Origin of the sequence: Borreliella burgdorferi B31 (assembly GCF_000008685.2) — a bacterium.
In the GTDB taxonomy this organism is placed as follows: Bacteria; Spirochaetota; Spirochaetia; order Borreliales; family Borreliaceae; genus Borreliella; species Borreliella burgdorferi.
The window spans coordinates 469,390-489,722 of sequence record NC_001318.1; the positions used below are offsets into that span (position 1 = coordinate 469,390).

The following is a 20,333-nucleotide window of genomic DNA, read 5'->3' on the forward strand; positions in this document are numbered from 1 at the left end:
TTAAAGCTCTTTTGAAAAATTATATTTTAGCAAGTTTAATAAATTTTTAATTGCTAGTTTTTCTTTTTTTCCAACGACTGTTATTTTTATTTTTTCTTTGTATATTATACCCAATATGATAATTTCTATTGTGGACTTTGCGTCAGCTTTTCTGCCATCTTTTGTTGTTATTTTTATGTCGCACGAAGAATGTTTATTTGCGAATTCAGCAATGATGTTTGCCGACCTTGAATGTATTCCATCTTTATTTATTATCTCAATTTCTACTTCTTGCATTTTTTACTTATCTTATTTGTTGTTTTTTTTCTCTTTCTCTTTGGTTGCTGTTTTGTAAAGTCTTGCTATTGCACTATCAATAAGATTAAGAAGTATTTTCCCATCTTCTCTTATATGTATTATTTTCCCCCAATTAAAGTGAATATGTGCGTCTAATTTAAAAAGTTCATGTTCTTTTTTAATTGTAATTTTTAAATTATCAATATGTTTTTTGATATGAGTATCAAATTTTTCTAGCTTTTTGAGAATAAAATTTTTTTCATTCTCATTCAAGCTGTAATTAACCGTTTGAATTTTAGGTTCCATAATATGTTCTCCCTTTCTCAGATTTTAATTCATTTCTGTATTTATTTACTGTTCTTCTAGAAATAGAGATTCCTTTGGACTTTAGTATAACAGAAATCTCTTTGTCTGACATCTTTTTATTTGCTTCTAATAACTTTTTTACTGTTATTTTGATGCTTAATTTTGAAAATTCATTTGTTTTTGCTCCACCAACAGAGCTAAAAAGCTCTTTGATTAATATTGTACCCCATTCGCATTTTAAGTATTTATTTTTTATTGCTCTTGATATTGTTGATTTTGATACACTAATTTTTTCTGATAAAATGCTCAAGTTCATTGGCCTTAAGCTTTTAAATCCTCTTCTTAGAAATTCTTTTTGCAATGTATATATAGCTATTCCTATTTTTGCAAGTATTTCGTCTCTATATCGTAGGGATTCGATTAACCACTTTGCTTTTTTTTGTTTTTGGGGGTTTTCACTTGTCCTTTTAAGTTCTTTTTTAAAGATATTAACTTCTTTGATTTTAATTTTAAATTTATTATTGTGATTTATTATTAATATATCTGGATCAACATAAAAATTAGTGTCGTTTGGGTCTTTAAATTCGAGCGTTGGGTTGGGGTTAAGTTTTTGTCTGATAATTTCTAAAGCCGTGTTAAATTCTTTGCTTCTTATTTTAAGTTCCTCTTTTAACTTTTTTTGAGTTTTTTCAAGAAGCTCTGCTTTTTCAAGAATTTTAATAATATTAGTTTCTAATTTATGATGCTTTGCTTGCAAAATTAACGATTCTATTATGTTGGGGACACAAATTCCAATTGGATCAAATTTTTGAATAAGTTCAATTATTTTTTTTACTTTTTCTTTTTCTTCCTTTTTAAAAAGATCGTAAGGGTTTATTATATGAAAACCTTTGCTGTTTAGATTGTTTATGAGTATTTCGCCTATTTTAATTTCATCTTCATTTATTCTTTGAATTCTTAATTGCAGTAAAAGGTGTTCTTTTAAAGAAGTATTTGTTTGTGTTTTTTCAAGAGCTATGTCGTGTTGATTTTTTATCATATCATCTTCTTTATAAAAAACTTTTTTAAACCTATATGTTTTCAATGTTTCAAAAAATATTTTATTTGAGTTTATTTCTAGACATTCATTATTTTCGCTTTCTTCTAGTATAAGCTTTGTTAATTCTTTTTGGTTAAGGCTTAATATTTTTATTGTTTGTATTTGAATTGAGTTTAAATTTTGAGATATTTTTAATTTTTGTTTAATCATATTTATATTAATGTATAAAAAAATCCACTAAGTATAATTACTAATGCTGGACTTATTTTATTATAAAAAAATAAAATAAAAAAATTAATTCCTACAATAGCCAGAGTTTTCAAAAGTTCTGTTTTGTTGTTTTCTATTTTTAAATATGTATTTTCAAGCAAAATGATTATTGTAATTATCCACAGCGCAACAATAATAGGTTTTAGATTTTCTAGGCAATAATTTAAAAAGCCGATTTTATGTAGTATTAGGAGGATTATAATCATTATTATTATTGGGGCTGTTATTAATGCTACTGTAGCAATTATTGCTCCCGCAATTCCTGCAGTTTTCATTCCAACGTATGTTGCTATGTTTGTTGCAATAGGCCCAGGGGTTATTCTTGATATTGTAATCATATTGACAAATTCTTCTTTTGTTATCCAATGTTTATTATTAATTATTTCGTTGTTTATTATTGCTGCAATTCCATTACCGCCTCCGAAATTTAATAATCCGATTTTTAAGAATGTAATGAATAAATTTATTAAAATCAACCGATATCCTTTTTCTATTTAGTTAATATTTTTTTTATTGTTATATATTTAAATGTGTATACTAAAAAGAAAATTAACAATATGTATGATATTTTTATTTTTAATTTAAAAATTGCAAAAATTACAAGAAAACATATTGTCCATTTTATTATAGAATCATTTAGCATTTTTTTGGAAAATTTTAAAACAACGGTTATCATTATGATAATTGAAGATATTTTTGCACCTTCGAGAAATTTTTTAACATGTATGCTATCTGGTACTAATTTTAGATAAAGGAAAACCATTATTATTGCAATAATGGAAGGCAAAATTCCTGCAACAACGAGCAAAAGTGCGCATGGAAAACCTCCAAATTTTCTTCCTACTAGGAACACAAAATTAATCGCTGTAACTCCAGGAATAACATTTGATGTTGCTAGTATTTTGTTAAAATCGTCCTCAGATATTATTTTTCTTTTTTTAACAAATATTTTTTTAAGCTCAGATATAATTATTAATCCTCCGCCAATTGTAAGTGTTGTTGTTTTAAAGACAAGTAAAAACAAGTCCAGAATTTCATATATTTTTTTTTGTTTCTTTTTATACATTTGTTTTGTCAAATTTAGTAAAAACCTTTGGATACTAATTTTATCACAAATATTGTTGTAATGTTCATTTTGTTGTTGAGCGGCAGTAATGAAAATATGCTTTATTGTGTCTTTAAAATATTGAGTCATTGTTTTAATTAGGGTTTTTATTGGAAGGCTTGTTTGTTTTTTGTGCTATAATTCAATTAATTTATGTAAAGCCCGGAAGGAAAGTTTAATTTGTTTAAGGAGTTTTTTATATTTCAAGATTATTTTAATTATATTATTGAGGGCGTGGTAGGTTATGGTCTAAAAGTTTCGATTGCTATAGTGCTATGGTATTTTTTAAAGTTAATAGTTAGTAAAATGGGAAAAATTTTATTTAAAACTTTAGAAAAGTCCAGATTAGAGGAAAAGTTAGAAGTTACAGTTTTTAACTTTTTAAAATCTTTTTTTAAAATATTAACAGACTTTGTTATTGTTTTAATAATATTGCCATATCTTGGGGTGCCTACAACATCTATTATTGCTGTATTTGGATCATTAGGGCTTGCCATTGGGCTTGCTGCTCAGAATATTCTATCTAATTTTGTTAGTGGATTTATTGTTTTGAATTCTAAGTTTTTTAAGTGTGGAGATCATATTCAATGTGGAGATGTTGAAGGTTTGGTTGCAGATGTCCAAATTTTTTTTACTACACTTGAAACATTTAACAAAGAAATTATTAAAATTCCAAACAGTAAGCTTACATCCAATTTTGTTGTTAATTTTTCGTCATGTACTAGAAGAAGAGTTGTGTTTTCTTTTCAAGTTCCCTATGATACGAATATTGGTTTATTAAAGGATAAAATAGAGGATTTAATGATTTTCAATAATAAGAAATTTAATGTTGAGCTTTGTGCTCCTACTCTTATTGTTAAAAAATACACTCCTTATTATATAGTTTTGCAAGTTCGATTTTTTGTTAATACAGAGGTTTTTTGGGATTTTCAATATTTTGTTGGTGAGTCTATTCAAAATGTTTTATTGGATATGAAAATTAAGGTTCCAATTTGTTTTGTGCCTTTTGATAAGCTGTATTAATGATTTTTTCTTGCAATAATTTCTGAGTAATAGTTTTTAATTTTTTTTGTGAAAAAATAGCTTGAAAATTTAGTGGAGTGTTTTTTTGCATTTTCTTTAAATTTTTTTAGTATTTCATCATCTTTTATTACTTTGTCTATGTACCGAGATAAGTTTTCATATTTTTTTATTAAGAATCCGTTTATCCCCTCTTTTATTACGTCTTTATATATATAATCATTTATTAAAATAGCAGGTATTCCCGCGGTTAATGCTTCTATTACTGTCATTGGATATACTTCGCTTTTTGATAGGCTAGCAAAGATATCAGAAATTTTGTAGTAATAGTATATTTCTTCCCATGGAATTGTTCCTATTAGCAATATTTGTTTTTCAAGCCCATGTTTGATGCTAAAATTTTTTATTTCCTTTTCTTCACTTCCTTTACCAATAAGTATAAGCTTATAATTATTGTTTTGCATTAAAAGATCTTTTAAGTGTGTTACTAATAAATTTATATTTTTTTCTTTATTTATTCTTCCAACAAATATTATTATTTTGTCTGTTTGCTTTATATTGTGCTTTTTCAAAATTTCATCTTTTTTTTCTTTGCTTAGAGTTTTTATAAAAAGCTTTCTATCAACCCCATTTGGAATTATTTTATAGTTAGAAGAATTATTTGAAAGTTGGAAATATCTCTCTTTTGCTTTACTTGATGGGTAAATAAAATGTTTTATTTTATTATAATGTTTTCGCATCATTTTGTCGGGTTTGATAAAATATTTAAAAATTCCTAAGTAATGCAAATAATAATCCCACATTGTATGGCTTGTATGAACTATTGGTATGTTGTGTTTTAATGCAATTTGTTTTCCAATTTTTCCCATAGAAAATTCAGAGTGAGTATGAATGATGTCTGGTTTATAGCTTTGTATTATTTTGGATATTTTTCTTTTATTGGGAAAAGCTATTACAGCATCAAGTTTTTTATTTATTTGAATAGATGAGCATCTGTAAACGTTTTTTTCGTTTAAAGATTTTTTGGATTTTGGGCAAAATATGTAAACCTCATAGCCATTTTTTTCAAATCCCTCTTTAATTTGTTTTATTGATGTTGCTACTCCATTTTTTTCTGGGATATATGTATCTGTAAATATTGCGACTTTCATATTCTCCTCCTAGCTTAAGTATAATATATTTGCTACTTGGATTATAATTTACTTTAATGCAAGCGGTTTATTTATTGTTGGGTAATGAGCAAGGTTTAAAAGAAGCCTATTTAAAAGAGCTTTTAATTAAAATGGATGCTTTTAAATCCGAAGTTTCAGTTACTAAAATTTTTTTGTCAGAACTCTCAGCTGTAGGATTTGCTGAGAAATTATTTTCCAATTCTTTTTTTTCAAAAAAAGAAATTTTTATTGTTTATGAGTCTGAACTTTTAAAAGCAGGAAAAGATTTAGAGCTAGTGTGTAATTCAATCTTAAAGTCTAACAATAAAACTGTTATTTTTGTTTCCAATAGCAATACATGTAACATTGATTTTAAGAATAAGCTTAAGTTTATAAAAAAAGTTTTTTATGAGATTCCTGATGATGATAAATTTACATTTGTAAAAAGAAATTTTTTTAATCTTAATATTAAAATTACAGATTCTGCAATAAATTTAATGCTTTTAATGTTAAATTCAGATACTAAAATTTTGAAATTTTATATAGATTCTTTTGCGCTTTTTGCCAAGAATAATACCATTGAGGAGGAAGATATAGCTTCTTGGATTAGTTTTATTCGCTTTGAGAACACCTTTTCCTTATTTAATTCAATTTTGAGAAAAGATATGACTCAGTCTTTGATCAAGATTAAGTCTATTTTGGATCAGGGAGAAGATTTGCTTAATATTTTAATGAGTCTTATTTGGCAATTTAAAAGATTATTAAAGGTGCAAATAGATTATAATGCATATGGGAGCTTGCAGAGTGCATTGAATAAAAATAAAATCTTTTTTTCATTAAATAAAATTTATAGAGTAGGAATTAAAAATTATTCAATTCCAGAAATTAAAATTGTTTTGAAAATTTTATATAAGTTTGATTTATATTTGAGAATTTATTCTAAAAATATTCATCAAAATTTGTCATATTTTTTAATATTCTCAATTTTAAAGCTTAATAATAATTTTTTAATGCATTATTCTACAGAATCAAAATTTAATTTTTAATGTATGAAGCAAAAATTAAGTTGGATTTTATTATTTTGTTTTTTGTCTTGTAGATCTGAATCTAGATTGGCTGAAAATGTTTTAATAGAGTTTTTTGATTCTATTAAAAATTTTCAAAGCAGTCCTGAAATATTTTTTAATTATTTAAATATTCCAAGTGATGATGATCTGAAGGCAAAAATTCGTGGGTTGAAATCTCAGGCAAAGGATGATTTCATTTTTTATCCTTTGTTTTTTAATAATCTAAGATATGAGATAATAGGTAGAAAAAATATTTCTAAGGGCTTTGAATTTGAAGTTGTTATTAAAAATATTAACTTTCAAAACGGTATAGAAAAATTTTTGGCTAAATTAAATAAAATTGAAGGGAGATCTTTAAATATTAAAAATTTAGAAAAAAAAGAGCGTAAAAAAATATTTGACAATTTAATAAATGAAGTTATTGGAGAGTTGGATGATTTTGATTACACTGAAGTTGTTCATTTTTTTAGAGTAGTTAAGAGTTCTTCTGAAAGTTATAAAATAGAGCTTTTAGGAGATGTTTTAAATATACAGTCTAGAAATAAGCTTATTAATGATCTTTTTTTGGTTTTATCGCCTGGAATTTAAAATAGTGTTTTATTTTAAAAAATATTAATAAATAATAATCTAGTTTAAAATTTATTTATCTTGATTATTATTTTTTATGGAGTTCTCTTTTATTGCAAATTCTTTTATTCTTTTTGCAAGTTGCACGTTTACTTTTATTTTTTCTGAAATTTCGTTTTCACTTAAAGGCAATATATCTTTATAGGTTCCAATTGATTTTAATATTTTTTGGGCTGTTTTTTCTCCAATTCCGTGTATTTTTGTATACAATAGGGTTATTTTTTCTCTTCTTTTTTTGTTAAATCCGTTGGCCTTTCTGTGTGCTTCGTCTCTTACATTTTGCAGTATTCTAAGAGCAGGATGTCCTTGGGGTAGATTTATTCCTTTTTTGTTAGTTGTTAAGAATATTGTTTCTTGTTTTTTTGCCAACGAGCAGACTTTAACTTTGTTTTCTATTTTTAAGCCCTTTAAGATAGAAAGAGCGGCATTTAATTGTCCTTTGCCCCCGTCAATTAAAATTAAATTCGGTAGTTCTAAGTTGTTATTAATTATTTCTGAATATCTTCTTGATATTACTTCTTTTATTGCCTTAAAGTCGTCAATTTCTCCTTTTAATAGTGAATTTAGTTTGTAAAGCCTGTAGTTTTCTTTAAAAGGCATTCCCATTTTAAAAGTAACCATAGAAGCTACTGTTTCTTGACCTTTAAGATGAGCAATGTCAAATCCTTCAATTATTTTGGGAAGTTTGTCCATTTCTAAAACAATTTTCAAACTTTCAAGTGCTTTGGTGCTTTTATTCTCATATTCTCTTAAAGATAATTCAGCATTAGATATGGCCATTTCCATTATTTTTAAAATTTCTTCTGTTTCTTTGTAAATAATTTCTGTTTTTGTATTTTTAATTTCATTTATTAGTTTTTCAACATTTTTAGTGTCGATATCTTTGAGAAAAATATGAATTTTGTCTGGTACTATCATATTAATAGATGTGTAATATTGAATCAAAAATTGTAAAATCAGCTCATTTTCTTTGCATATACTCTCATCAAAGTTTGCATCTCTTTCAACTAATTTTCCATTTCTATATTTTAATACTATTATTGTATTTACATTTTCTCCTGGATGAACATGGACATAATCTATGTTTAAATTATTGGTTTTTGTAACGATTTGGATTTGATTAATTTCTATTAAAGAATTTCTAATTTCTTTTAATTTGATAGCGGTTTCAAAATCTTCTTTTTGTATGGCATGTTTTAATTTGATATCAATTTGACTTGATATTTCGGATATATTTCCATTTAGTATGGATTTTGCCTTATCTAGCTCTTTTTGATATTCTTTTTCAAGGTTTTCCTTGTAGCATACTCCAAGGCACTGTCCCATATGGTAATATAGGCAAGGAGCATTGGATTTTTTTTTACACTTTCTAATCTTAAATGTTTTGTTAATAAAATCTAGTACTTGATCTAATTTTTTTACATTGGTAAATGGTCCAAAATATTCGCTTTTGTCATTAATTATTTTTCTGGTTTTGAAAATTCTTGGATATTTTTCATGGGTTATTCTCACCATGGGGTAACCTTTTCCATCTTTTAATTTTACATTGTAATCAGGTTTGTGGGTTTTAATTAGATTGCACTCTAGAAGCAATGCTTCGTATTCGCTATTTGTTGTAATAACTTCTATTGATTTTACATTTTTCATTAATATTTTGATTTTGTGACTATTTTTTTCTAAAAAATAACTTTTTACTCTTGATCTTAGATTTTTTGCTTTTCCAATATAGAGTATTTTTTTATTTTCATTTAGCATCTTATAGCAACCGCTTGTGGTTGGTAATTTTATTACTTTTTCGAATAAATTTGTTAGGTTCTCTTTCATAATGTTAGGCAGTTTTTAGATTTTAAAAATCATCTTATGATATAATATTGTATCATAAGGCAGTTTGTTTTATGTTTTGAGGTATTTAAAAATATGGGTAATAACAAATAAAAGGTCAAAAATGAGATTAATTTTAATGCTCTTGCTAYCTTTTTTGTGCTTTTCTACTCTGTTATCTCAAGAATTGAAGTTGATACTTGATTCGAAAAAAAATTTTAAATTTATTCAAGATTTTAGCAATGTTACTTTTGAAAGGGATATGAGGGGTTTGCTTGGTATTTATTTGGATAGATATAAAGCTGTTTTAGATTTGAATAATATTGATTTGCGCTTAGAAATAGGAAGGGATAATAAATTAAAAGACACATCTTCAAATTATTTAGTTAGTGCAAAAAGTTTGAGAGTTTCAAATGAATTTCGTAATGTTTCTAATGGCTCTTTAATTTTTTATTCAAATCAAAATCCTGTTAAGTTTAAGCCACTTACAAAGAAAGCGTTCTTTTTTTCAGGCAATACTGTGTCTGATTTTACTATTAAGTTTTGGGTATATCGAACAACGTCTGTTACAGGAGAAATTATTTTTAGTTGGGATGGTTATAAAAAGATTAATAATTCGTGGGTAGATCAGTCTATTAGATTAGAAAGCGATGAGGGAAATTTTGTTTGGGTTTTAAACAATGTATTTTTAAAAGACAATAAAAATCCTATCAAAATTAGAATGAAAAGTAATGATGATTTTATTCCAAAGAAATGGCATTTGCATACTTTAAGATATAGGCAAAAGGACGGCATACTTGAATATTTGATAGATTCTAAACCTCAGGCAATAGAATATATAACAGATGATAAGAAGGAAGGATCAGGATATTTATTAAGTATTGGTAATTTTATTGATTTTACCTTAGGAACTTATTTTACTGGTGCGGTTGAGAATTTGGAAATACATAAAAGCTTTGAAGAGGTTAGTAGTGCTTTTTTCTCAAAGAATATGGGATACATTATTACAGAGCCTATTAAGCTTTCTAAATATTATTCTCAAGTGTTATCCTTTGATGTTGATTCTAATGTTCCTAAGGATACAGAGATTGTTTATTATTACAGATTAGATAATAAGGTATTTTATGATACAGATAGTCATGGGAATATTAAAAAAAATTTAACTGGGGCATGGATTCATTTTGATCCTAAAAAAGATTTTCCAGATTCAAAGATATCAAAATATATTCAAATAAAAGTTGAATTTTATCCTAGTGGAGATTCTGTAAGTAGTCCTTCTCTTTATAGTATGTCAATTACTTACGTTCCTGAAGCAGCTCCATTTCCTCCTGTGATAACAAAAGTTATTCCAGGTTCCAGAGAAGTTTTTATTGAATGGATTCCTGTTGTTAATAGCAGTGTTGAGGGGTATTACATTTATATTGGTGTTGTTTCTGGTAATTATCATGGAAAAACCGGCGGCGGTGTTTTAACTTCTCCTATTGATGTTGGAAATCAAACTTCTTTTAAGATTACAGGACTTGAAGACGGAAGACTTTACTATATTAGTATTGCCGCTTACAATTTGGATAAAAGTGTTAATAAGACTTCTTTTTCAAAGGAAATTTCTGTAAGGCCTATGGAGATTTTTAAAAAATATGAATAACTTTAGTTTTGAGAAGGCTTTAAATTTTTATAAAAATGGTGATTTTAAAAGCTCTCTTGATAATTTAGATGTTTTTGATGAGAATTTTGATTCTCTTGCACTTAAAGCGCTTATTTATTTCAAGAAAAAGGATTATAAGGCTCTTTTATATGTTTTAAATACTTATCCTGTTGTTTTGAGCGAATATAATTTTTTAGTTAAACTTATAGATTATGGCAAAATTGAAAAAAATAAAGATGATTTAGGTCCTTTTGAGAATTATAATTTAGGTGTTTTTTATTTTAATTTAAAAGAATATAAACTTGCTTTAAGTTGTTTTTTAAAAGCTAAAGAGCAAAAATCTGATTTTGTACAAGCTTTAAACAATAGTGCTGTCTTATTCGAAATGTTGGATAACAAAGACGAGGCTTTAAAATTATTTTTTGAGGCTAGAGATTTGGATCAAAACAATTCTCTAGTTAAGCTTAATATTTGGATTTTAAAAAATAGTGCATCTCTTCAAGCAGCAAGCTTTTTAAAAGTAGATAAAATTTTTTTTGATGCCAATCTTGCTCTTGTTGTTAATTATTTAATGTATTATTTTTATTCTATTGGGGAAATAAGCAGAGCAATTAGGCTTTCTGAGAAATTTTTAACAGACTCTCATTATTCTAAATATATTTGGCACAATAGGGCAACTATTTTTCATAAAATAGGCAACATGACTCAAGCCACAACATCTTATGTTAAAGCTATTTTAAATTTTCCTAATATTTATACGATCTACAATATGCATATTGCAACAGTTGAGCTTTTAAAATTTTCTCCTAAAAAGTCTATTGAGAGAATGGTTAATGATTATTCTAACTTAGATTTGATATATTTATATGCAACCTTATTTTTTCTTAGAAATCGTGATCTTGAGGATGCCTATTTTTATATGAAAAAACTTTGTGAGCTTAATCCAGAGCCTTATTCAAAATTTTTAAAATTGCTTGAGTCCAGCGAGGATATGTTAATTGAAACTCTGCTTGAAGAATTTGCAGTATCTTTAAGAGTAAATTGGTATTTAGAGTATTTATTTTTTATTGACAATTCTTTAAATTTGAGAGATCCTATTTTTGTTTTTGATCACAATATAAGAGTAAATACGTATATTTGGAGAATTAAAGATGAGTGCATTGAATTAAAATTTAGCAACAATGAGGAAAAAATGGTTCAAGAAATCTTGCATGAAGAATGTATTTTGCCCGAAATTGACATTTCTATTGGGGATTTTCAAAATTTAATAGAAGCTTATAAAGAGTTTAGAATAAATTACTAATAATTTATAATTTATTTGGTTGACAATAATAATATCTCTAAGATAATATGTATTAATGTTATAGGAGAGATGCCAGAGTGGCCGAATGGGGCTTCCTGCTAAGAAGTTGTCCTTTTAAAAGGGGACCATGGGTTCGAATCCCATTCTCTCCGTAATTATTTAAATATTGACAGCGTGTATTTTATTTATTAAAATTTGTTTTAACTCTGGAGAGGTGGCAGAGTGGTTTAATGCTACGGTCTTGAAAACCGTTGTAGGTGTAAGCCTACCGTGAGTTCGAATCTCACCCTCTCCGTAATTATCATTTAATTTTAAGTATTAAGATTAAGACTGAGAGTGAAGGTTTTTGTTTGGTTGATATTCATTTTCTGTGTTTTCATGTATGGGGAATTGAAACTCAATTTTATCGCAGCCATTACAATCATTTGAGAATGGATTATAAAAAACTATAATTTGGTTATTTTTAAAATAATATTTATATCTTGGAAAGATTGTTGTGAATTTTTTTTCCAATTCTTTTTGACTGTGTTTTCCTTTAACATAAAAATCTTTAATTCTACTATTTAGCTGTTCTTTTAATACGTTTATTAGAGAGTCTAGCTGATCTTTTGATATTATTTCTGAAATTTCTATTTTTTTGTTTCCTTTTAGGTTTAAAGAATAATATTTCAAGAAAGTGCTTGATTCTTTTTCTCTGAAAGATTCTTTGTATAAAATAGATGTAATGCCAATATTTTCATTTTTAAATATTGTAAAATTGGAAAAATAAAAATATTCATTTTTTGAGTTTTCGGGGTTTGATATTTTATTTTCGATGTCTTTTTTCCATTTTTTTATAAGATTTTCAAATTCAAAGTTTGCATTTTCCATAAAAGGAATTTTTGCATCTATATGGAGAATATTATTGTTTTGCAGTATTTCATTTTCTTTGATATTTTTAGTTTTAATTTCAAATTCGGAATTAACTTTACTTGAGACTGATTTAGAGCATGATAGAATAGATAATATTGAAAGAAAAATGATTATTCTAGTTTTCACAATTTCTCCATTTTCTATTGAATGTTTTTATTGTAATAAATAGTAATTTTTATTACAATAAAAACTAATTATTTGTGTCCATAGCTCAGTTGGATAGAGCGTTAGATTGCGATTCTTAAGGTCGGAGGTTCAAGTCCTCTTGGACACGAAAAGTTTGTTAGTTTGGAGAGATGGCCGAGTGGCTTAAGGCGCACGCTTGGAAAGCGTGTATACAGTAAAATGTATCATGGGTTCGAATCCCATTCTCTCCGATTCCTAGGACCCGTACTATCAAGTATTGCTGAATCCCGTCAGGACTGGAAGGTAGCAGCGGTAAGCGATTTTTTTGATGAGTACGTAAGTCTTAGGTTTAATTTTGAACCCAAATGCAATGTTTTGCTTTATGTTAAGATATGGATTTGTCTTTTTGTAACTTTCAATTTTATTATATTTTTTATGTTTCATAAAATTCTTTTAAAGTAATAGCTCTGAGATATAAATATGTTGTATAGTATATATTTACTAATATTTTACTTATTAAAGCATAGGGAGGTAAAAAGTTAATGGCGTCTTCAAGAGGCACTGCTCTTAAGAAACGCCCCAGAGATTTCAACTCTCTTGAAGGGCAAGACTTTGTTGTTGAAACTCTAAAGCATTCTATAGAGAAAAATAAAATAGCTAATGCTTATATCTTTTCAGGGCCAAGAGGCGTTGGTAAAACTTCATCAGCCAGGGCTTTTGCCAGATGCTTAAATTGCAGGAATGGTCCAACAGTTATGCCATGTGGGGAGTGCAGCAATTGTAAATCTATTGAGAATGATAGCAGCCTTGATGTTGTTGAAATTGATGGTGCCTCAAACACTTCGGTTCAAGATATTAGGCAAATTAAAGAAGAGATAATGTTTCCTCCTGCAATTTCTAAATATAGAATATATATTATTGACGAAGTTCATATGCTTTCCAATTCTGCTTTTAATGCTCTTTTAAAGACAATTGAAGAGCCTCCAAATTATATTGTTTTTATTTTTGCCACTACAGAGTCACACAAGCTTCCAGAGACAATAAAAAGCAGATGTCAACATTTTAGTTTTAAACTTTTATCTTTAGATAAGATTTACAATATGCTTAAGAAAGTTTGTTTAGAGGATGATATTAAATATGAAGATGAAGCTTTAAAATGGATTGCATATAAAAGTAGTGGTAGCGTAAGAGATGCTTATACTCTTTTTGATCAGATAGTTTCTTTTACTGATTCTAACATTAAATTAGATCAAATAAGATCCAAGATGGGCTTAACCAATGATGAATTTTTAGAAAAGTTGTCAGTTAGCATTCTTGGTGAAGATGTGAAAGAGTTAATTTGTGTTCTTGATTCTATTTTTTTATCTGGAGTGTCTTATGAGCAATTTCTTTTAGATTCAATCGAATTTTTTAGAGAGGCATTATTTTTAAAGATAGGTATTAAAAATTTTGAGTTTATTGGAATTAAATCTGAGGATTTGAGAAAGAAATTAATTGAGTTTGATTTGAACTATCTTGAAAGAATTATTGTTGTTTTGCTTGAAACTTACAGGGATTTGCAATTTTCGGTTAATCCAAGATATGAGCTTGAGATTAATTTTATTAAAATTTTAAGACTTAAAAGTTATGTTCCAAATCATGTTTTAATAAAGCAAATTCAAAATCTTGAAGACAATCTGTTAGAAAATATTGCTACAGATTCAAACAATTTTGATGTTTTATCAAATAATAAGAGCGAAGATGATTTGGCTTTTATTCCATCAAAATCTAGTTTAAAATGTGAATTTCCCGAAATCAAATCTTTAGAAAAAGAGGAGGCTGATCGTGATGAAAATTTATCAACAAAAATTGATAAAAATATTTTAGAGACCAATAGTATTGACGAGATTGATGAGATTTTTATTGAAGATGATAATGCGAGTAATTCAAATGATTTTATTGATATAAGAGATAAATTTATTTATATTGTTTCAAGATATGTTCAAACTTTAGTTCATTCGGGAGAGGTTGCTATTGATGACAATGTTCTTTATTATAAGGTGTTTAGTGAGTTTGAATATAATGAGCTTCAAAATTATAAAGGTGAGATAAGATCTGAATTTTACAAAGAATTCCCCAATTTAAGCATTGTGTTTCAGAAAAATTTTAAAAACCTTGAAAAGGATTTTGAAAAACTAGAAACTGTAAAAAATATTTTTGGAGCAAGTGAAGTTCTGGAGGGATAAAAATATGGCAGTAAATCCGTTAGATTTTTTGAAAAATATGTCTAGCGTTAAGAATAATATTGACAATATTAAAAAGGAAATTTCTAAAATTACGGTTTGTGGTAAAGCAGGTAGCAATATTGTTACTATTGAGATGGATGGCGAATTTAATGTTAAAAAAGTTTCAATCAATAAGGAATTTTTTGATGATTTAGACAATGATGCTTTTGAACAAATGATTAAATCTGCTTTAAATGATGCTGTCTCTAAGGTTAAAGAAGAGATAAAATTAAAAACCATGGGAGTTCTTCCTTTTGGAATGTAGTTTTTAATTTTGTAAAAGTTATATTTTGATTTTTCAATACAATGTTAAGTGCTTTATAATTTGTATTATTCCATATAAATGTAATTAATCAGATATAATTTTTGTATTGAATAAGTATTTTTATTTATTTAATTATTTTTAAATATATATCCTAAATTTTAGGAGGATTTATGTCAATGTTATTGCAAAAAACTTTATGTATTGTTAAGCCAGATGGAGTTAGGAGAGGTTTAATTGGCGATGTAGTTTCTAGATTTGAAAGAGTAGGTTTAAAGATGGTAGCTGCTAAAATGCTTATTGTTGATGAGAGTTTGGCAAAAAAACATTATTTATATGATGATATTGTCTTTAGACATAGTGAGGCTGTTTGGAATTCTTTAATTAAATTTATTTCAAATTCCCCTGTTTTTACATTTGTTGTTGAAGGGGTTGAAAGCATTGAGGTTGTGAGGAAGCTTTGTGGTGCTACTGAGCCAAAATTGGCTATTCCTGGAACAATACGGGGAGATTTTTCTTATCATAGTTTTAAGTATTCAAATGAAAAAGGTTTTTCAATTTACAATGTGATTCATGCATCTGCAAATGAGGCAGATGCGATGCGCGAAATACCAATTTGGTTTAAAGACAATGAAATTTTAAACTATAAAAGAGATGATGAATGTGAGCATTATTATTGTTAATTTTTATAAGTCTATCTCTTAAAAGGAATAAGTTGTAAATTACCCTTATGTTATTCTGAAATAAGAGCAATTTTTGTACTTTTGTTTGAATTTTTGCATTTTAGGAGAATTCTTGTATAGAAGATTGTTCTTAAGAGCAGTGTTTTTACCTTGATTTTGTGTTTTACATTATAATTGGTTATGTAAATAAATTTTATTTGATAAAGTTTTTAATGTTGTGTTGTTATGTTTTATAGATTGTCAATTGAAATAGAAAAAATTTTTAGTCTTGTGAAAAATATTTATGAAAATACTTAGACTTTGTTTGTTGTTTTTGTTTTTTGCTTGTACTTTTGATTATGATGAGTATTCTAGTAGATCTGATGTGGCCAAAAAGTTTCCTTCAATACAAATATTAGGAATCAAGTATTATGATGTTGTATACAATAAAGAGCAAACCGTTTTAAATTCTTTAAGCTTTAGTTATTTCAATGACTATAAAATTTATAAGGCAGAGAATGGAAGGTTTTTATATCATTCCCTAGATAATGAAATTTCAGGGAAGTTTAATAATTTGGAAGGTTCTTATATTACAAAGGATTTGGATATGAGAGATTCTGTAGAATTTAAAATAGAAGATAAAAATAATTATTATTTGCTTAATTCAAATAGGCTTTTATGGAAGAATAAAGACAAGAAGTTGCAATCCCCCCCAAATGAGCTAGTATTAATTAGATTTAATGATAGCAAAATAAACGGAAAAGGATTTTCTTATTTTTTAAAGAGCAATGTTTTTTATTTTGATTCTGGAGTTGAAGGAATCATGAATTGAGGGATTTAATTTTAATATGGATTTTTATTATTTTTATTAACAATATTCAAGCAACACAAATAGAATCCAGCCTTAAATCTGAAAGGATTAAGGGAAGTGATGAGAAAAGCACTAATTTTACTTTTAAGTCAGATTTTGCACAAGGAGTAGTGTCTTCTTTTTATAAAAAAATTGTTTTAAAAGGGAATTCAGAGGTTATTTCCTCGGATTTTAATCTTAGAGCAGATGAAATTGAAATTTATGGAGAAAATGGCTCTTATCTTGAAGCTAGAGGCAATGTTTTTTATAAAGATTATAAGAATAAAATGAATGTTAAAGCTCAGTTTTTGTTTTTTAATAGAAAGCTGGATAATTTTTATCTTCAAAAAGGGGTTGAGCTTGAAGACTTAGAAAACAATATGCTTGTTAAAGCAGAAAGAATTGAAGGCAGCAATAAAACTAATGTTTATATTATGCAATATTCTGTTAAAATATATAAGGATGATACTTTTGCAAGAGCTGAAAATGGGACTTATAATAAAGAAGAAAAAGAAATGATTCTTGAGGGGGTTCCAGTAATTTACCAGAAAGACAACTATTATTCTGCTTCAAGAATAATTTTCAATACAAAAACTAATAGGTATAAACTTGAGGGAAGTGTTGAGGGAGAATTTACTCAAGTTGAAAATGATGCTTCTGAAGAAAAAAAATAAAATAAAAGAGATTAAGGAAAGCCTTAACCTTGATTCTGTCAATAATGTTGTCTTAAAAGCAGACAACATTATTAAAAAGTATGGCGAAAAGCTTGCTGTTAACGGTATTACAATTAACATTTATAAAGGTGAGGTTGTGGGGCTTCTTGGTCCAAATGGAGCTGGCAAAACAACAACATTTTATACTATTGTAGGTTTTATTAAGCCTAATGCAGGCAAAGTTTTAATAAATGATTATAACATTTCATCTCTTAATATGTATGAGCGTGCACGAATAGGAATTGTATATCTTCCCCAAGATGCTTCAATTTTTAGAGAACTTACAGTTGAAGAGAATATCATGGTTGCTTTAGAGAGAAGAGAAGATCTATCTAAAGCTGAGCGCAAAATAGAGCTTGTGAATTTGCTTAAAGAATTTGAGATAAAAAGAATACAAAGCCAAAAAGCGTATACTCTTTCTGGTGGAGAGAGAAGGCGAGCAGAGATAGCAAGAGCTTTGGCTGTAAATCCTTATTTTTTACTCTTAGATGAACCTTTTGCTGGTATTGATCCTATTGCGATTGGGGATATAAAGAATATAATAAAAATTTTAAAAGAGAAAAACATAGGAGTTCTTATTACCGATCATAATGTAAGAGATGCTTTTGATATAATAGACAGAGCTTATATTGTTTATCAGGGGCAAGTGCTTGATGAGGGTGATGTTGATTATATAATAAGCAGTGAAAAAGCCAAAAAGCTTTATTTGGGAGAAGAATTTAGATTATGAAAACAATAGAGCACGAACTTTATTATGAATTTAGGATAGCTGATGATGTTAAAATGATTTATACTAAAAAGCCTTTTAATCTAAAATTAAAAGAACTTAGTAATGATAATTTTAACTTTGTTCCTAGGTCTAAGAAAATAAAATATTTAAAGCAATTGCATACAGATATTATTTATAAAGTTGAAGATGATTTTATTAATTTTCAAGAAGGAGATGGTCTTATATCTAGCTCTTTAGATGTAGCCCTTGTTGCTTACTTTGCAGATTGTCTTCCAATATACTTTTATGATTCGGTGAAAAAAATTATAGGGCTTATTCACAGTGGATACAAAGGAAGCTTTAATTTGATTATTTTAAAAATGTTATTTATGTTTGAAAAAATGGGATCAGCTTTGAAGGATTTGAAAATTGTTTTTGGGCCTTATAACAGATCTTGTTGTTATGAAGTTTCTGAAATTTTCTTAAAAGAAGTAAGTAATAAATTTAGCAAAGATTTATTAAATGCTTCTTTTGTTACAAGAGATGGTAAAATATACTTTGATAATGCTAGTTTTAATTTAAATTTACTTTCTAGTTTTAATTTAAATATTTATAATTCAAAGCTTTGTACGTATTGTTTGAAAAATCTTTATTCTTATAGAAGATTAAGAGAAAGTCAAAGTTATGCTTTAATTTGGAGAATTTAATTTGAATGTAAGAGATTTGTCTTTTAAGCTTAATTCAATTTTTGATATAAATAAGTATGAGCATATTGATAAAAATTTAAATGGGCTTCAAGTGGGGAATATTAATGCTAAGGTTAACAAGGTTGCCTTTGCTGTTGATGCTAGCTTTTCAACTTTAAAAGAAGCAAAAGGAAATGATTTTTTAATTACTCATCACGGTATTTTTTGGTCAAAAAAAGAGCGCATTGTTTCTAATATGTATGATAAAACGAAATTTTTAATTGAAAATAATTTAGCTCTTTATTCGGTGCACTTGCCTATGGATGCTCATTCTGTTTATTCGCACAGCAAAGTGTTCTCAGATTTTTTAGGATTAAAAAATTCTTTTGCTTTTGCAAATTATGGCGGAGTTAATCTAGGGATTATTGCTGATTCTGTTTTTAGCTTTTCTGAAATTTTAGAAAAAATCAAAAAGGAAAATAAACATATTCTTTTTTCGAAAAAGTTCAAAGAATCGGTGAATAAGGTTGCAATTGTTAGTGGTTCTGGATACTCTTTTTTTGAAGAAGCTTTATGTCATGATGTAGATTTGTTTATAACCGGCGACACTTCTCATCAAATATATTCTTTGGCAGAAGAATTCGGTGTGAATTTGATTTTTGCAGGTCATTATTTTACTGAAACTTTTGGTTTAATTAAATTAATGGAAGATTTCAAAATTCAAGAAGATTTAGAGGTTAAATTTATTTGTAAAAATACTAATTTATAAGGATTTTTGTATGAGCGCTAAAAGTAAGCAATATTTCAATATTTTTGTATTTATTATTAGTTTGATTTTTTTTGATCAACTTTCTAAGTATTTGGTTGCAAAGTATGTTAAATTAGGTTCAATATATTTTTCCTTTTTTGATGATTTTTTTAGGATAATACATGTAAGAAACACAGGTATTTTATTTTCTATGGGCTCTAATATCCATTATAGCTTGAAAAAAATTTTTTTTCTTGCAATGCCTATTTTCATTTTAATATTTGTTTTTTATCTTTCTTTGAAAGAAAGAAATTGTATTGCCAGAATTTCACTTTTATTAATTTTTTCAGGAGGAGTAGGAAATGTTATTGATAGATTGTTTAGACCTTCTGGAGTTGTAGATTTTTTAGATTTGAAATTTTATGGAATTTTTGGACTTGATAGATGGCCTACTTTTAATTTTGCAGATAGCTATGTTGTTATAGGTATGATTTTATTTTTGGTTTATGATTTTTTTATAAAAAGAAAAGTGCTTAATAAATGAAGATTTTGAGTTTTATTTTATGTATGTTAATGAACTTATCATTAATGTTTCTAGTTTTCTTTTTAGAGTTTTTTTTAGTTGTTAAATTTAGCATTATTGTAAAGCCCTATTTGCAATTTATATTGATTTTTATGATGATTGTTTTCGCTGTTTTGGTGGGGTATTTTGTGTCAATTTTTATTGTAAAAAGTTTACTTATTAAGTTGTTTGAACTAGATCAATAAAAA

General features: G+C 26.9%; 23 protein-coding genes, 4 tRNA genes and 1 other RNA gene. 20 read left to right on the plus strand and 8 right to left on the minus strand.

Translation table 11 applies throughout. From position 1 onward, the window contains the following. From BB_RS02245 to BB_RS02265, 5 genes are read right to left on the minus strand one after another with little or no spacing between them, the layout of a single operon-like run. Positions 1-276, minus strand: coding sequence for an HPr family phosphocarrier protein (locus tag BB_RS02245; protein WP_002557040.1), 276 nt, complete (start codon positions 274-276; stop codon positions 1-3). Positions 277-288: 12 nt separating this feature from the next. Continuing rightward, on the minus strand, positions 289-582 hold the full coding sequence (locus BB_RS02250; protein ID WP_002656958.1) for an HPF/RaiA family ribosome-associated protein: 294 nt from the start codon (positions 580-582) through the stop codon (positions 289-291). Next, entirely contained in the window at positions 572-1,831 is a 1,260-nt protein-coding gene (rpoN, locus tag BB_RS02255) for an RNA polymerase factor sigma-54 (protein ID WP_002662392.1), read from the minus strand. Before rpoN ends, BB_RS02250 begins: the two co-directional genes overlap by 11 nt. Before the next feature lie 2 nt (positions 1,832-1,833). Next, a complete protein-coding gene (locus BB_RS02260; RefSeq protein ID WP_002661253.1) occupies positions 1,834-2,367 on the minus strand; it encodes a chromate transporter in 534 nt (177 codons plus the stop codon). A gap of 14 nt (positions 2,368-2,381) precedes the next feature. Further along, complete coding sequence (locus BB_RS02265) at positions 2,382-2,969, minus strand: chromate transporter (RefSeq protein ID WP_002656679.1); 588 nt, start codon at positions 2,967-2,969, stop codon at positions 2,382-2,384. 207 nt (positions 2,970-3,176) lie between these two features. Here BB_RS02265 and BB_RS02270 point away from each other — a divergent pair, with 207 nt between their 5' ends. After that, entirely contained in the window at positions 3,177-4,019 is an 843-nt protein-coding gene (locus BB_RS02270) for a mechanosensitive ion channel family protein (RefSeq protein WP_002655969.1), read from the plus strand. Here BB_RS02270 and BB_RS02275 read toward each other — a convergent pair. Then, positions 4,016-5,167, minus strand: a complete 1,152-nt coding sequence (locus tag BB_RS02275; protein WP_002557046.1) for a lipid galactosyltransferase — start codon at positions 5,165-5,167, stop codon at positions 4,016-4,018. The genes BB_RS02270 and BB_RS02275 overlap by 4 nt on opposite strands. A 56-nt stretch (positions 5,168-5,223) precedes the next feature. Here BB_RS02275 and holA point away from each other — a divergent pair, with 56 nt between their 5' ends. Further along, positions 5,224-6,213 (plus strand): DNA polymerase III subunit delta, encoded by a 990-nt coding sequence (gene holA, locus BB_RS02280; protein WP_002657937.1) that lies wholly within the window; start codon positions 5,224-5,226, stop codon positions 6,211-6,213. A 3-nt stretch (positions 6,214-6,216) separates the two neighbouring features. Then, positions 6,217-6,822 (plus strand): hypothetical protein, encoded by a 606-nt coding sequence (locus BB_RS02285; RefSeq protein ID WP_002657938.1) that lies wholly within the window; start codon positions 6,217-6,219, stop codon positions 6,820-6,822. A 51-nt stretch (positions 6,823-6,873) separates the two neighbouring features. Here BB_RS02285 and uvrC read toward each other — a convergent pair whose 3' ends face one another. Further along, positions 6,874-8,685 carry an excinuclease ABC subunit UvrC gene (uvrC, locus tag BB_RS02290; RefSeq protein ID WP_002657940.1) on the minus strand — a complete coding sequence of 604 codons (1,812 nt, stop codon included), beginning with the start codon at positions 8,683-8,685 and terminating at the stop codon, positions 6,874-6,876. Between the two features lie 121 nt (positions 8,686-8,806). On the opposite strand from uvrC, the gene BB_RS02295 reads away from it, so the two are divergent. From BB_RS02295 to BB_RS02310, 4 genes are all read left to right on the plus strand, one after another. Then, complete coding sequence (locus BB_RS02295; protein WP_023003291.1) at positions 8,807-10,327, plus strand: fibronectin type III domain-containing protein; 1,521 nt, start codon at positions 8,807-8,809, stop codon at positions 10,325-10,327. Further along, entirely contained in the window at positions 10,320-11,630 is a 1,311-nt protein-coding gene (locus BB_RS02300) for a tetratricopeptide repeat protein (protein ID WP_002656661.1), read from the plus strand. Before BB_RS02295 ends, BB_RS02300 begins: the two co-directional genes overlap by 8 nt. A gap of 63 nt (positions 11,631-11,693) precedes the next feature. Then, a tRNA-Ser gene (locus BB_RS02305) sits at positions 11,694-11,782 on the plus strand. A 56-nt stretch (positions 11,783-11,838) separates the two neighbouring features. Continuing rightward, a tRNA-Ser gene (locus tag BB_RS02310) sits at positions 11,839-11,925 on the plus strand. Positions 11,926-11,954: 29 nt separating this feature from the next. Here the strand turns inward: BB_RS02310 and BB_RS02315 are convergent. Next, positions 11,955-12,668, minus strand: coding sequence for a lipoprotein (locus BB_RS02315; RefSeq protein ID WP_002557052.1), 714 nt, complete (start codon positions 12,666-12,668; stop codon positions 11,955-11,957). Between the two features lie 74 nt (positions 12,669-12,742). On the opposite strand from BB_RS02315, the gene BB_RS02320 reads away from it, so the two are divergent. From BB_RS02320 to BB_RS07975, 13 genes are all read left to right on the plus strand, one after another. Further along, a tRNA-Arg gene (locus BB_RS02320) sits at positions 12,743-12,816 on the plus strand. Between the two features lie 16 nt (positions 12,817-12,832). After that, a tRNA-Ser gene (locus BB_RS02325) sits at positions 12,833-12,919 on the plus strand. Between the two features lie 3 nt (positions 12,920-12,922). Then, positions 12,923-13,019, plus strand: an RNA gene (gene ffs / locus BB_RS02330) — signal recognition particle sRNA small type. Positions 13,020-13,210: 191 nt separating this feature from the next. Then, positions 13,211-14,893: a DNA polymerase III subunit gamma/tau gene (gene dnaX / locus BB_RS02335; RefSeq protein ID WP_010889753.1), complete on the plus strand. Its 1,683-nt coding sequence runs from the start codon at positions 13,211-13,213 to the stop codon at positions 14,891-14,893. A 4-nt stretch (positions 14,894-14,897) separates the two neighbouring features. Next, positions 14,898-15,197: a nucleoid-associated protein EbfC gene (gene efbC / locus BB_RS02340; RefSeq protein ID WP_002557054.1), complete on the plus strand. Its 300-nt coding sequence runs from the start codon at positions 14,898-14,900 to the stop codon at positions 15,195-15,197. Positions 15,198-15,367: 170 nt separating this feature from the next. Beyond that, entirely contained in the window at positions 15,368-15,877 is a 510-nt protein-coding gene (locus BB_RS02345) for a nucleoside-diphosphate kinase (protein WP_002657947.1), read from the plus strand. Positions 15,878-16,160: 283 nt separating this feature from the next. Continuing rightward, positions 16,161-16,688 (plus strand): hypothetical protein, encoded by a 528-nt coding sequence (locus BB_RS02350; protein WP_002557056.1) that lies wholly within the window; start codon positions 16,161-16,163, stop codon positions 16,686-16,688. Continuing rightward, on the plus strand, positions 16,685-17,380 hold the full coding sequence (locus BB_RS02355) for an LptA/OstA family protein (RefSeq protein ID WP_002655955.1): 696 nt from the start codon (positions 16,685-16,687) through the stop codon (positions 17,378-17,380). The genes BB_RS02350 and BB_RS02355 overlap by 4 nt, the downstream gene beginning before the upstream one ends. After that, the gene (lptB, locus tag BB_RS02360; RefSeq protein ID WP_010889754.1) at positions 17,358-18,149 is read left to right on the plus strand and encodes an LPS export ABC transporter ATP-binding protein; all 792 of its coding nucleotides are present in this window, start codon (positions 17,358-17,360) and stop codon (positions 18,147-18,149) included. Before BB_RS02355 ends, lptB begins: the two co-directional genes overlap by 23 nt. Then, a complete protein-coding gene (pgeF, locus tag BB_RS02365; RefSeq protein WP_002665243.1) occupies positions 18,146-18,835 on the plus strand; it encodes a peptidoglycan editing factor PgeF in 690 nt (229 codons plus the stop codon). Before lptB ends, pgeF begins: the two co-directional genes overlap by 4 nt. A gap of 1 nt (position 18,836) precedes the next feature. Then, complete coding sequence (locus tag BB_RS02370; protein ID WP_002656266.1) at positions 18,837-19,583, plus strand: Nif3-like dinuclear metal center hexameric protein; 747 nt, start codon at positions 18,837-18,839, stop codon at positions 19,581-19,583. 10 nt (positions 19,584-19,593) lie between these two features. Then, positions 19,594-20,106: a signal peptidase II gene (lspA, locus tag BB_RS02375; RefSeq protein ID WP_002655974.1), complete on the plus strand. Its 513-nt coding sequence runs from the start codon at positions 19,594-19,596 to the stop codon at positions 20,104-20,106. Positions 20,107-20,150: 44 nt separating this feature from the next. Next, a complete protein-coding gene (locus tag BB_RS07975; protein WP_002656066.1) occupies positions 20,151-20,330 on the plus strand; it encodes a hypothetical protein in 180 nt (59 codons plus the stop codon). Positions 20,331-20,333 lie beyond the last annotated feature (3 nt).